Here is a 12,722-nt window from a genome sequence, read left to right as displayed (position 1 = left end):
GGTGCCAGCAGGGCACCCGGGCCGTTCGCGGCCCGTACCCAGACGCGCGCCGAACTCACATGTTCATGCCCCGCCGAAGCCGGTTAGGTTCCGGGGCATGGAGAACGTACTCCGCCCCGTGACCGTGGTCGGCGTGGCCGTATTTCTGACCGTCCTCATCGGCTGGGCCACCGACGTACTGCTGCGCAAGGCCGACGCGCGCCACAGCGAGACCCCGCTGTGGGGCCTGCTGCGACGTGCCCGTGTGCCGTATCAGATGGTGCTGTGCGCGGCCCTGCTGAGAGGTTCCTACGACGAGGCCGAGCTGTTCCTGGAGCACCGCACCGGCATCGGCCGGACACTGACCCTGGTGCTCATCGGGGCTGCGGCCTGGCTGGTGATCCGGATCGCGGCGGCCGTGGTCGAGACGACGTACACCCGCTACGCGCGCGCCCACCACGACCCCGCCCGGGTCCGGCGGGTGCGCACCCAGGTGACGCTGATCATGCGCGTGGTGGCGGCGATCGTCGCGGTGGTCGCCGTGGCGGCGATGCTGCTGACGTTCCCCGCGATGCGCGCGGCCGGCGCCTCGCTGCTGGCCTCCGCCGGTGTCCTCGGCATCGTGGCCGGCGTCGCGGCCCAGTCCACGCTGTCGAACCTGTTCGCCGGGCTGCAGATCGCCTTCGGCGACATGGTCCGGCTCGGCGACACCGTCGTGGTGGACGGCGAGTGGGGCACGGTCGAGGAGATCACCCTGACCTTTCTGACGGTACGGACCTGGGACGAGCGCCGGATCACCATGCCGGTGTCGTACTTCACCTCCAAACCCTTCGAGAACTGGTCCCGCGGCACCCCGCAGATGACCGGGATCGTCTACTGGCACCTCGACCACAGCGCGCCGATGGAGGCGATGCGCGAGAAGCTGCGGGACGTCCTGCGCGCGTGCCCGGCCTGGGACGGCCGCGCCTGCAGCCTGCAGGTGACCGACACCACGCCGAACACCGTCCAGGTGCGGGCCCTGGTGACCGCGAAGGACGCGGACGACATCTGGACGGTCCGGGTCACGGTCCGCGAGCAGATGATCACCTGGCTGTCCACGGAGCACCCCTACGCGCTGCCCCGGGTGAACACGGCGGAGTCCGTGCTCCCGCCGCACCACATCCCCTCCCCCGACGGCGCCTCCCTCCGCAGGGCGTACGAGTTCCCGCGCACCGGAAGGCACTGACCGCCCGGCGCCGGCCGGCCGGGGTTCAGTGGCCGCGCTCGGCGCCTCCGTTCACCTGGATGACCTGCGAGGTGATGTGCCCGGCGGCGGGCGAGGCCAGCCAGTGCAGGGTCTCGGCCACGTCACCCGGTATGCCGGCGCGGCCGGTCGAGGTGCCGGCGACGAGCCTCGCCCGCCGGGCCTCGTCCATGGTGTCGCCGAAGAACTCGGTGTCCTCGATGTATCCGGGGGCGACCACGTTCACCGTGACACCGTGCGGGCCCAGCTCCCGGGCCAGGTCGTGGGCGTACGGGTGCAGGCCGGCCTTGGCCGCCGCGTAGGCTCCGGTGCCCGAGCCGCGGTAGGCGGCGATGGAACTGACGAAGAGCACCCGGCCGCCGGGCTCGGCGAGCCGGTGCTTCAGCGCCTCGGTGAGGAGCACCGCGGTCAGGGTGTTCTGCCGGAAGTTGACGGTCCAGCGGTGGGCCACCTGGTCGAGGGGGTCCTCGCTGCCGGCCGGCGGCTCCAGATGTCCGGCCCCGCCGGCACTGTGCACGAGCACGTCCACGGTGCCCAGCTCCTCGGCGACGAACCGGGCGACACCGCGGACCTGGCCGGGTTCGGAGAGGTCCGCGGCGTAGGTGAGCGCCCCGGCCACCCCGGCCTTCGCCAGCGCCTGCGCACGCCGCCCCAGCAACAGCACCCGGTCCCCGGCCGCGGCGAAGGCGTGCGCCGCCGCACGTCCGATCCCCGTGCCGCCCCCACTGATCACGATGTTGCGCGTCATGATCCGAGCGTAGGAGCGATCCACCGGTGAGGGCGGGAGTCATCCACAGGATCGACACATTCGTATGACCGATCGGGCACGGATGGACGCACCGCCCACCCGCTCACCCGCTCACCCGCTCACCCGCTCACCCGCTCACCCGCTCACCCGCTCACCGCAGGCTGCGCACGTCGAGGTGGCGCAGCACCCGGTCCACGACCTCCGGGTCCGCCCCGGGCTCGCTCCGCGCCGCCAGCACCTCGTGCCGCGCGGCGCTCAGCATCTCGCCCTGGATGCGCCGCACCCGCTTCAGCCGCTTCACCCGCTGCTGCTGCGCCTCCCGGCGTTCCGCCTCCCCCATGTCCGGGCTGATCCGGATCCCGATGTCGAAGGCGCGCCGCAGCATCTGCTCGGACAGCTCCTCGGGCAGCTCCTCCACCTGCTCGATCTCCCGCAGCCGGCGCTTCGCCGCCTTCGCGGCGCGTACCGCCAGCTCCTTCTCGAACTCCTTCTCCCGCTCGGAGTCGGCCTGCACCCCCAGCCGCTTCACCAGCCAGGGCAGCGTCAGCCCCTGCACCACGAGCGTGGCGACGATCACCCCGAAGGCGATGAAGATGATCTCGTCCCGGTCGGGGAAGGGAGAGCCGTCGCCGGTCTTGAGCGGCACGGCCAGCGCCAGCGCCACCGACGCCACCCCGCGCATCCCGGACCACCACATCACGACGGTCTCCCGCCGGCTCACGGGGATCTCCTCGTCGTAGTCCCGCCGCGCGTGCAGCCGCTGGGTCAGCCAGGCCGCCGGCAGCAGCCACACCAGCCGGACGACGACCACCACCCCCACGACGGCGGCCGCCCAGCCCAGCATCTCGCCCCACCGCCCCTGGGCCGTGCGGATGGCGTTGTGCAGTTCCAGACCGATCAGCCCGAAGGCGACGCCCGTGACGAGGGTGTCGATGATGTCCCAGAAGGTGTGCCCGGCGAGCCGGGTCATCACGTCGTCGGCGTCGGTGGCGTACTCGGCCAGGAAGAGCGCCGTGGTGAGCACGGCGAGCACCCCGGAGCCGTGCAGCTTCTCCGCGAGCACGTAGGAGGCGTACGGCACCAGCAGCGTCATGCCGATCTGCAGGGTCGGATCGCCCAGCAGGTCCATCACCCTGTTCGCGCCCCAGCCCAGCACCAGGCCCACGGCCACCGCGACGACGGCCGACAGCACGAGGTCCAGTCCGGCCCGCCAGGGCGAGAACGTGCCGCTCACGGCGGCGGCGATCGCCACGTGGTACAGCACGATGGCCGTGACGTCGTTGAAGAGTCCCTCGCCCTCCAGGATCGACACCAGACGGCGCGGCAGCCCCAGCTGTCCGGCGACGCTGGTCGCGGCGACCGGGTCGGGCGGCGCGATCAGGGCGCCGAGCGCGACGGCTGCGGCGATCGGCAGCCCCGGCACGATCGCGTTGGCGACGAACGCCACGCACACCGTCGTCACGAACACCAGGGCGACGGCCAGCAGGAAGATCGGGCGGATGTTGGCCGCGAACTGCCGCCAGGAGGTGCGTCGGACGGCGGCGTACAGCAGCGGCGGCAGCAGCCCCGGCAGGATCAGCTCGGGCGGGATGTTCACGTCGGGCACGAAGTCGGCCACGGCCAGAACCCCGCCGAACAGGGTCATCAGCACCGGCGCCGGCACCCCCAGCCGGTCCCCCACCGGGACACTCACCAGGGCCCCGAGCAGCAGTACGAACAACAGAGCCAGCTGATCCACGGACGGCGCTCCGGGGGTCGACGATCACACGGCAGACCTCAAGTCTGCCACCACGACCTGCGGATTCCCCACGAACCGCTTGGTCAGACCCGCGTGTTCGCATACACTGCTCGCCCACCACGGACACATCAGAGCACGGCCGCCAACACCCGTCGGTCCGCATAGGATTGACATCTTGTCAGCGGACTCGGGCAGTGTCCCGTCGCGCCGGTCGCCGTTCTCGGCACCCTCTGGAGGTCACAGTGGACATCGAACTCTCCGAGCTCCTCGCGTCCTTGCGAGCGGAGATCGAGACCGCCCGCACCGAGGCCGACGGCAAGGACGTGCGGTTCAAGATCGAGTCCGTCGACCTGGAACTCCATGTCGCCGTCGAGAAGACGAAGCAGGTCAAGGGCGGGGTGAAGTTCTGGGTGCTGTCCGGCGACCTCACGGGCGGATCCAAGAACACCCGCACCCACGTCATCAAGCTGCGCCTGTCCCCCGAGACGTACGACGCCCAGGGGCAGCCGACCACGGTGCTGACCGGCGACGACGTCTCCGACCTGATCGGCTAGGGACGGGCATGGGGGGCGGGGTCGAGCACGCGGACCGAGTGGCCGAGGTCCTCGTACGGCAGGGCGAGAAGACGGAGTACGGCTCGGGCTTTCTCATCAGCAAGAGCCTGGTACTGACGGCCAGGCACCTCCTGCAGACGACGGACGCCGCCCGGCCGCGCGCCGTCACCGTCCTGCTCGGCGTCCGGCCGCAGGAGCTGCCCGTCGACGTGGAGTGGTGCTCCACGTCGTACGACCTGGCACTGCTCAGGCTGCGTGATCCCGTACCCGGCGTGAAGGCGGTTCACTTCGGCAGCCTCCCCGCCGGGCCCGGCACCGTGCCGGTGTCCGGCATCGGTTTCCCCCGCTCCGCCCACCGCACGGAGACGCCGGGCCTCGCGGGGCGCGACAGCCTGGCCGCCCATGGGGTGATCCGGCTCGGTTCGAACCTCAAGTCCGGCCTGCTGGACATCGCGGTCTCGAATCCGCCCCCCGTCACCAAGCCCGGTGCAGATCCGTGGAAGGGCATGTCGGGTGCCGCCTTCTTCACCGAGGACCGGCACCACCTCGTCGGTGTGCAGAGCAGGCGCCTGACCGCGGCCGGAACGGGCAGCGTCGACGCGGAACCGGTCGCCCGGGCCCTGGCGGAGGAGCCCGACTTCAGGGCCGCGCTGCTGAAGGACCTCGTTTCGACCAGACCCCGTCCCCTCCTCGTCCAGCAGGCCGGCGACCTCTCCCTGGCCGCGGTCGTCGACCAGGAGGACCTGCTCGCCGGCCTGACGGGATTCAAGAGGAACCTGATCTCCGATCACCTGCCGTTCGTCTCTCCCGGGGCCGGGCACGACGCCCACCCCCGCATGATCATGAGCCGCGTCCTGGAAGGCGAGGAGACCGGACTGCTGCTCGTCGGCCAGGCCGGCACCGGCAAGACGCGCACCGGCATCGAGGTGGGCCGGGTGGCCCTCGAGGCCGGCTGGCGGGTGCTGCACGTCAGGCCCGGCGGGACGGCGTCACTCGTCGACGAGATCGCGGAGGCCGTCCTGGCCGGCTCCGAGGACGTCCTGGTCGTCATCGACTACCTCAATCTCTTCATCGCCGACAAGGAAGGCGAGTCACCGCTCGATCTGGAGGCGGTCAGGGGACGTCTGCTGCCCGATGCCGCGAAGAAGAACATCGAGGTGCGGTTCCTCGCCTCGGTGCGCCCCGGCTGGCTGCAGCAGCACAGGAGCCGGCTGCGGTCCTTCTTCGGCGAGGTGCATCTGCGGCAGGACGAGGAGTTCATGCGGGCCGTCGCCGACCAGGGCCTGCAGCACCTCGCCAAGACGGCCGTGGCCGAACTCGGCCTGCCCCACATGCGGCGCCTGTGCGGGCGCCGCCCCATCCTCACCCTGCTCATCGCCTCCGAGGTGGAACGCCGGGTGGCCCGCGGCCTCGACCCGCCCAGCATCGCGGGCATGCGCGAGGGCGGAGAGCTCGCCAAGTGGCTGCACGCCCGGCTGCACGAAGACGCTCTCACCGTGCCCGATCCCCCATCACCCCTCGACGGCGCGCACGCCACCGACGACCTCGTCGCCGCCGCTGCCGCCGCGGCGGCGTGCCCGCAGCCGGAGGCCGAGATCCGGGAGGCGGCCCGCGTGGCGCTGGCCTCGACGGCCAGCGGCGCCGGGCGGGCCGACACCGTCGTCGACGCCCTGATCGGCCTCGGCTGGCTGGAGGGCGAGGGCGGCCATCTGGAGGTGGCGCACGACATCGTCTGCGACCAGCTGACCGATTCGGTGATCCGCCCCGACGGCACCCGGGTCGACCGGCTCCGCACCCACGACCTGCTGTCCGGCTGCTTCACCGAGGCCCGCACCATCGGCCGCTACGCGACGAACCTCGCCCGGCTGCTCGACGACCTCGCACTGCGGCAACGGGACGCGGAGGTCGGCGATGTGCTGGCGGACTGGTTCGCCGGGAACGCGGCCGCCATCGGTGACGTCATGCAGCGGGACCCCGACGTCGGCGGCTACGCGCTGGGCGCGATCTGCTCGGGGCCGCCGTGGGCGGGCTCCCTGGCGGAGCACTGGACCAAGATCGTCGCCCCCTGGCTGGAGGAGTACGGCGACACCGTCAACGCCCGCCATGTCCTGCGCCGCGGCCTCAGGCACCTGCCGACCGACGCCGCCCAGCGCCTCGTGCCCACCGCGCTGCGCTGGCTCGAACTGCACCACCGGCGCCGCGAGGGAAGCTTCGTACTGACCATCCTGCTGGAGCGCGACGAGGTCGGCGCGCCGTTCCTCCCGGACGTCCTGCAGGCGACCGTGACCTGGCTCGCCGACAACTCCTCGCTCCCCGAGTCGAGTCACCTGCTCGCCAAGATGCTGACGCGCAGGGACCTGACCCCGCTCCAGGAGCAGCGGATCGTCGCCGCCACCCTCCGGTGGCTCGATCACCACAAAGGCAAACGCGAGGCCACGTACGTGCTCGCCCCCCTTCTCGAGCACCCGGCTCTGCGGCTGAGCGCGCGCAACGCCGTTCGGGCCGCCGAGCTGTGGCTGCGGGAGTTCTGCACATGGCCGGAGGCCTGGCGGGTGATCGCCAAGCTGCTCGCGCGCGACGACCTCGGCCGGGACATGCGGCAGACGACCTTCCGGCGCGCCGAGGAATGGCTCGGCACGAACGGCCACCGCCAGGAGGCCAGTCACGTGGTCGGCAGGCTGCTCACCCGCGGCGACCTGAGCGACACCGAGCTGCGCGGCGCGGTCCGCTCCGGCATCGCCTGGACCCGGGCCCAGCCGATCGAGGCCAACTGGACGTACGTACTGGAACTGCTGCTCAAGCGGCCCGATCTGACCGACGGCGAACGCGCGACCACCGTCCGGCTCGCCGACGAGTGGCTGGAGCATCACGTCACGGACACCGCCGCGGACTTTTTCATCCGCACCGTGCTCGAAAGGCCCGACCTGACGGACGGGGAGATCCGGCGGACGGTGGCCTACGCCGATGCCTGGCTGCGGCTGCACGCGCTGGAGCACAACGCGGACCGCATCATCAACTTCCTGCTCGGGTACGGCCACCTCACCGCGGACGAACGCGGTATGGCCACCCGGTACGCCGAGCGGCGGCTGGAAGGCCAACCGCACGACGAGGAGAACAGCTTCGCCCTGGTCAGGCTGCTGGGGCAGCGCGACATCTCCGACGAGGAGGCCGCGGGACACGTGTCGGCCGCGTTCGACTGGCTCGCGACCCACGGGACCAGCCCCTCGGCCAGCCATGTCGTCCGTGCCGTGCTGGACCGGCCGCACCTGACCTACGACGTCATGTCCCGGTCCTGCGTCGTGGCCCTGGCCTGGCTCGACCACCATCCGTCCAGCGCCGGCACCAGCTTCGTCCTCGGAGCCCTGCTGTCCCGGTCCGACCTGCCGGCGGAATTCGTCCCGGCCACGCTCTCCGGGGCGCTGACCTGGCTGACGTCGAACGGCCTCGAACCCACGGCGGGCATCGTCCTGTTCAACCTGCTCCTCCGGCGGGACGTGGACAGGCTGGACACGGGCGGCGATCAGCTGCGCACGCTCTTCGACATGTCCCTCGCGTGGCTGGACCTGCACGAGACCGACGTGCCGATGTCGGGGCGTGTCCTCGGCAGCCTGCTGTTCCGGACCGACCTCGAACCGCCCGAGATCGAGCAGGCCATCTCCCGGGCGCTGCCCTGGGCGCGGCACCATGTCGAGAACCACTGGTCGGAACGCACGGTGCGGGCCCTGCTGCGCCGCGACGAGCTCGACGAGGCCGGCAGCCGCACCGTGGTCGAACTGGCCACCCTGTGGGCGCACACGCACGGCGAGCACCCGATCGCGGCCAACGTCCTCATCGAACTGCTGGGCCGGACGGACCTCACCGACGAACAGCGGACCCAGGTCGAGGAGGCCGGTTCCCGCTGGGTGGCGGTGAACCCGGACAGCCCGAAGAACGCCGCCGTCCACGCGGCCAGGAACAGGGCCGCCGCCGCCGCGGAAGCCGCGGACTCCATCTCCGAGGCGCTTGCCCGGCTCGAACAGAGCAACGGCGAACTGCCCGCGTTCGACTTCTTCAGGGACCTGCTCGGCCGGCGGCAACTGAGCCAGGACGCCTTCGAGTCGATCGCCGCCGTCGTCCTGGAGTGGACGGAGTCCCACCCGGACAGCCCGGACAGCGCCTTCCACCTCGGCTTCCTCCTCAGCAGGCAGCGGCTCACCGGCCTGCCCCTGGACCGCGCCTTCGCCACGGCGGAGCGGTGGCTGCGGCGCCATGTCCCGGCCACCCAGGCCAGCACCGTGCTGGCCGGCCTGCTCGACCGGAAGGACCTCGGCGGAGAGCGGCTCCGGACGGCGCTGACCGTCACCGAACTGTGGCTGCGCGATCACGCCACCCTGGGCGACGCCCAGTACGTGCTCAAGAGGCTGCTCGCCCGCCGCGACCTGGCCCCGGCCGAACAGCGGAAGGTGGTGGACACCGCTCTGCGGTGGCTGGGGTCGCACGACGGCAGTGACCAGGCGGCACACGTACTGAGCCCGCTCAACGCCTCGCCCCGGCTGACCCGGCAGGACCTGGAGGCCCTGGTGGAGCACTCGCTGGCCTGGGTGAACGCCGAGCGCGGCGGCCGTGACATCCAGTCCGTTCTCGAACCCCTGCTGGAGCACTCCGAACTCACCCCCGACCAGCTGCGGCGCGTCGCCTCCTGCGCCCTGCGCTGGAGCGACGGCAATCTCGGGGAGATCAGTGCGCCCCGGCTGCTGAAGGCGGTCGTGTGCCGTGCGGAGATCCCGAGCCAGGTCTCGGCCGCCTCGGTCGACCTCGCCTACGACTGGATCCGGGCCGACCCCACCGTCTTCGACACCTGCTTCTTCCTCGACGCCCTGCTCCGCGTGCGCGATCTGCCGGCCGACCGGCTCACCTCCGTGGTGACCTGGTCCTTCGACTGGCTGGGCCGGCACATGCCGCAGTTCAAGTCCCGTCTGGTCCTGAGATCCCTGCTCGCGCTGGAGCAGCTCCCGGGGGACCAGGCGCGTCAGGCCGCGGGCCACGCGCTGTCGTGGCTCCGCAGATACGAGACGCGCCTCGTCTCCGACTCCTCCAAGGGCCACGGTCAGGAGATCGTCGAGCTGCTCCTGCTGCGCACCGACGTGGACGAGGACACGGCCGAGCAGGCACGGCACTTCGCGGCGCTGCTCCGCCGGGCCGGATGAGCCGGGGCGGCGGGCCGCTCCCCGAAAAGCGCCCGTCGTGCGTCCCGGCGGCAGCGCCGTGCCCCTACAGGGCCCGGCGCATCGCCCGGTGGGGTATGCCGGCGTCCGGGAACTCCGGGCCGTAGGCCGTGTAGCCGAGGCGCTCGTAGAAGCCCAGGGCCTGGGTCTGTGCGTGCAGGTCCACCCAGGCGAGGCCGCGCTCGCGTGCCGCGTCCTCGATGGCGCGCACCAGGGCCGCGCCCACGCCGAGCCCGCGCGCCGCCCGGGAGACGGCGAGCCGACCCAGCGAGCCGACCGCCGGGTCCCCGCCGGTCTTCTCGGCCGCGGACTCGCCGTACAGCAGCCGGCCGGTGCCCAGCGGCAGCCCGTCCTCGCGGACCGCCAGCACATGCACGGCCACCGCGTCGTGGGCGTCGTACTCGATGTCCTCGGCGACGCCCTGTTCGACCACGAAGACCTCCTTGCGGACCGCGAAGCACGCCTCGCGGTCGGCGGGGTCCTCGGCGATCCGGAGCGTGTAGGAGGGGCTCACGCCCATGTCTCCTCCCGGACCTGTTCGAGGGCCTTCTGCAGGTCCTCGGGGTAGTCGCTCCCGAACTCCACCCACTGGCCGTCCCCGGGATGCTCGAAGCCCAGCCGGACGGCGTGCAGCCACTGGCGGGTCAGGCGCAGCCGCTTGGCGAGGGTCGGGTCGGCGCCGTAGGTGAGGTCTCCGACGCAGGGGTGGCGGTGGGCGGCCATGTGGACCCGGATCTGGTGGGTGCGGCCGGTCTCCAGCTTCACGTCGAGCAGGGAGGCGGCGCGGAAGGCCTCGATGAGGTCGTAGTGGGTCACCGACGGCTTGCCCTCGGCCGTGACCGCCCACTTGTAGTCGTGCTGGGGGTGCCGGCCGATCGGGGCGTCGATCGTGCCGCTCGTCGGGTCCGGGTGGCCCTGGACGAGGGTGTGGTACCGCTTGTCGACCGTGCGCTCCTTGAACTGGCGCTTGAGCGACGTGTACGCGTACTCGGACTTCGCGACGACCATCAGGCCCGAGGTGCCGACGTCCAGGCGGTGCACGATGCCCTGGCGCTCGGCGGCGCCGGAGGTGGAGATCCGGTACCCGGCGGCGGCGAGACCGCCGATGACGGTCGGGCCGGACCAGCCCGGCGACGGGTGCGCGGCCACGCCGACCGGCTTGACGATGACGACCACGTCATCGTCGTCGTGCACGATCTCCATGCCCTCGACCGGCTCGGCGACCACCTGGACGGGTGCGGGCGCCTGCGGCATCTCGACCTCGAGCCAGGCGCCGCCGCGCACCCGCTCGGACTTGCCGACCACCGCGCCGTCGACCTGGACCTTGCCGGTCGCGGCCAGCTCCGCGGCCTTCGTGCGGGAGAAGCCGAACATGCGGGAGATGGCGGCGTCGACGCGCTCGCCCTCCAGGCCGTCGGGCACGGGCAGGGTACGGATCTCGGGAATCGTGCTCACCCGTCGAGTATGCCGGACGGCTCCGCCGCCCCCGAACGAGCCTGTGGACAAGTGCCCGGCGCTCAGTCCTTGTGGACCGTGCCGTCGGGGTCCAGGCCGCGGAAGGACAGCAGCACGATCAGGATGCCGCCGCACACGATCGCCGAGTCGGCGAGGTTGAAGACCGCGAAGCCCTTGGGGGCGATGAAGTCCACCACCTCGCCCTCGAAGACGCCCGGCGCGCGGAAGATCCGGTCGGTGAGGTTGCCGAGCGCACCGCCGAGCAGCAGGCCGAGCGCGACCGCCCAGGGGAAGCTGTACAGCTTGCGGGCCAGCCGGATGATCACCCCGATCACGGCCGCGGCGATGAGCGTGAAGATGATCGTGAAGGCCGCGCCGAAGCCGAAGGCGGCGCCCGGGTTGCGGATGGCGTGCAGCTCCAGCAGGTCCCCGACGAGCCGGATGGGCGCGTGGCCCTCCAGCCGGGAGACGACGAGCAGCTTGCTGACCAGGTCGAGGGCGTAGGCGAAGACGGCCACCGCGAACAGCACGGCGATGCGGCGCCCGCGGCCGGTCCGCGGCGGCTCAGGTGCCCGCCGCTCGTCCGCGCCGGCCTCCCCGGGGCCGCCGTCCGCGCCGGAGCCGGCGGGTGCTCCGGCCGCCGCCGTCTGCTCGTCGTCGCCGTCCGGGGTGTCCGGCGTACCGATGATGCGCTCCGCCTCTGCCACGTGAGTCCCTCAACCTAGGTGCCTGACTGGGGACGAGACTACGGCACGGCCGGGCGCCGCCTCACGCTCAGGAACGGCGTTCCTGCTTCTGCTTGCACTCCACGCACAGCGTGGCCCTCGGAAACGCCTGCATACGCGCCTTGCCGATGGGGTTGCCGCAGTTCTCGCACAGGCCGTAGGTACCCGCGTCCAGCCGTTCCAGGGCCCGTTCGGTCTGGGTGAGCATCTCGCGCGCGTTGGCGGCGAGGGCCAGCTCGTGCTCGCGCGTGATGTTCTTGGTGCCGGTGTCGGCCTGGTCGTCGCCGGCGCCGTCCCCGGAGTCCCGCATCAGGCCGACGAGGGACGCCTCGGACGAGCTGATCTCCTCCCGCAGCCGCTCCATCTCGGACTGCAGTTCCGCGCGGGCCTCGTCGACCTCCTTCTCGGTCCAGGGGTCCTCGCCGGGGCGCACCGCCAGCTCGCCGGGCTCCACCGCGGCGACCCGCGCCTTGGGAACGGCGGTCTGTTCCGCCGTGGCCGTGCCAGGAGTCTTCTTCGCAACCACCGTCGTGGCTCCCGTCTGCTCCGCGGCGTGCGCCGCGCCCGCTTTCTTGGCCGTGCTCTTCCCGGCCGCCCCCTTCACCGCGGCCTTCTGACCAGTGGCTTTCTCAGCGACGGCCTTCTTGGCCGCCGTCTTCCCGGCGGCCGTCCTCCCCGTGGCCGTCCTCCCCGTGGCCGTCCTCTTGGCGGCCGTCTTCCTCCCGGCCGTCCCCGCGAGCGCCGGCTCCCCGGCAGCGGCCGCGGCGGACCGGCCGGCGGCCTTCTTCCCGGCGGCCTCCTTCTTCCCGGCCGCCGGCGACTCGGCGGCCGGGATCTCCGCCGCCGCTTCCTTCCCGGCCGCCTTCTTGCCGACCACTTCCTTCCCGGCCGCCTTCTTGCCGAGGGTCTTCTTCCCCGCCGCCTCCGTGGCGACCGAGTTCCTGGCGGCCGGCTTCCCGGCGGCCGTCGTGCCCGGAGCCGTCTTCCCGGTGGCAGGCCTCGCGCCGGTCTTCCCGGTCGCCGGCTGCTGTACGGCGGTCTTCTTCGCCACCATGGCCGCGACCCCTTCACGCAGT

At 72.2% G+C, this 12,722-nt stretch carries 9 protein-coding genes; 3 read left to right on the top strand and 6 right to left on the bottom strand.

Annotated features, from left to right (window positions below; all coding sequences use genetic code 11):
* The first annotated feature begins 97 nt into the window (after positions 1-97).
* Positions 98-1,204: a mechanosensitive ion channel family protein gene (locus tag FHS34_RS36000; RefSeq protein ID WP_184973515.1), complete on the top strand. Its 1,107-nt coding sequence runs from the start codon at positions 98-100 to the stop codon at positions 1,202-1,204.
* 25 nt (positions 1,205-1,229) lie between these two features.
* Here FHS34_RS36000 and FHS34_RS35995 read toward each other — a convergent pair whose 3' ends face one another.
* Complete coding sequence (locus tag FHS34_RS35995) at positions 1,230-1,970, bottom strand: SDR family NAD(P)-dependent oxidoreductase (protein ID WP_184973512.1); 741 nt, start codon at positions 1,968-1,970, stop codon at positions 1,230-1,232.
* Positions 1,971-2,121: 151 nt separating this feature from the next.
* On the bottom strand, positions 2,122-3,708 hold the full coding sequence (locus FHS34_RS35990; RefSeq protein WP_184973510.1) for a Na+/H+ antiporter: 1,587 nt from the start codon (positions 3,706-3,708) through the stop codon (positions 2,122-2,124).
* A gap of 242 nt (positions 3,709-3,950) precedes the next feature.
* Between FHS34_RS35990 and FHS34_RS35985 the strand changes: the two genes are divergently transcribed.
* Complete coding sequence (locus tag FHS34_RS35985) at positions 3,951-4,262, top strand: trypco2 family protein (RefSeq protein ID WP_184973507.1); 312 nt, start codon at positions 3,951-3,953, stop codon at positions 4,260-4,262.
* Between the two features lie 8 nt (positions 4,263-4,270).
* Positions 4,271-9,448 (top strand): S1 family peptidase, encoded by a 5,178-nt coding sequence (locus tag FHS34_RS35980; protein ID WP_184973504.1) that lies wholly within the window; start codon positions 4,271-4,273, stop codon positions 9,446-9,448.
* A 64-nt stretch (positions 9,449-9,512) separates the two neighbouring features.
* Here the strand turns inward: FHS34_RS35980 and FHS34_RS35975 are convergent, their stop codons facing one another.
* From FHS34_RS35975 to FHS34_RS35960, 4 genes are all read right to left on the bottom strand, one after another.
* Positions 9,513-9,986, bottom strand: a complete 474-nt coding sequence (locus FHS34_RS35975; protein WP_184973502.1) for a GNAT family N-acetyltransferase — start codon at positions 9,984-9,986, stop codon at positions 9,513-9,515.
* Positions 9,977-10,921 carry an RluA family pseudouridine synthase gene (locus FHS34_RS35970; RefSeq protein WP_184973500.1) on the bottom strand — a complete coding sequence of 315 codons (945 nt, stop codon included), beginning with the start codon at positions 10,919-10,921 and terminating at the stop codon, positions 9,977-9,979. The genes FHS34_RS35975 and FHS34_RS35970 overlap by 10 nt, the downstream gene beginning before the upstream one ends.
* A 62-nt stretch (positions 10,922-10,983) precedes the next feature.
* Positions 10,984-11,628, bottom strand: a complete 645-nt coding sequence (gene lspA, locus FHS34_RS35965) for a signal peptidase II (RefSeq protein WP_184973497.1) — start codon at positions 11,626-11,628, stop codon at positions 10,984-10,986.
* Positions 11,629-11,695: 67 nt separating this feature from the next.
* The gene (locus FHS34_RS35960) at positions 11,696-12,700 is read right to left on the bottom strand and encodes a TraR/DksA family transcriptional regulator (protein WP_184973495.1); all 1,005 of its coding nucleotides are present in this window, start codon (positions 12,698-12,700) and stop codon (positions 11,696-11,698) included.
* Between the last annotated feature and the right edge of the window lie 22 nt (positions 12,701-12,722).

The organism is Streptomyces echinatus (assembly GCF_014203595.1).
Classification (GTDB): Bacteria; Actinomycetota; Actinomycetes; order Streptomycetales; family Streptomycetaceae; genus Streptomyces; species Streptomyces echinatus.
Note: the sequence above shows the minus strand (reverse complement) of the source record. Positions and strands in the feature narration are given on the sequence as shown.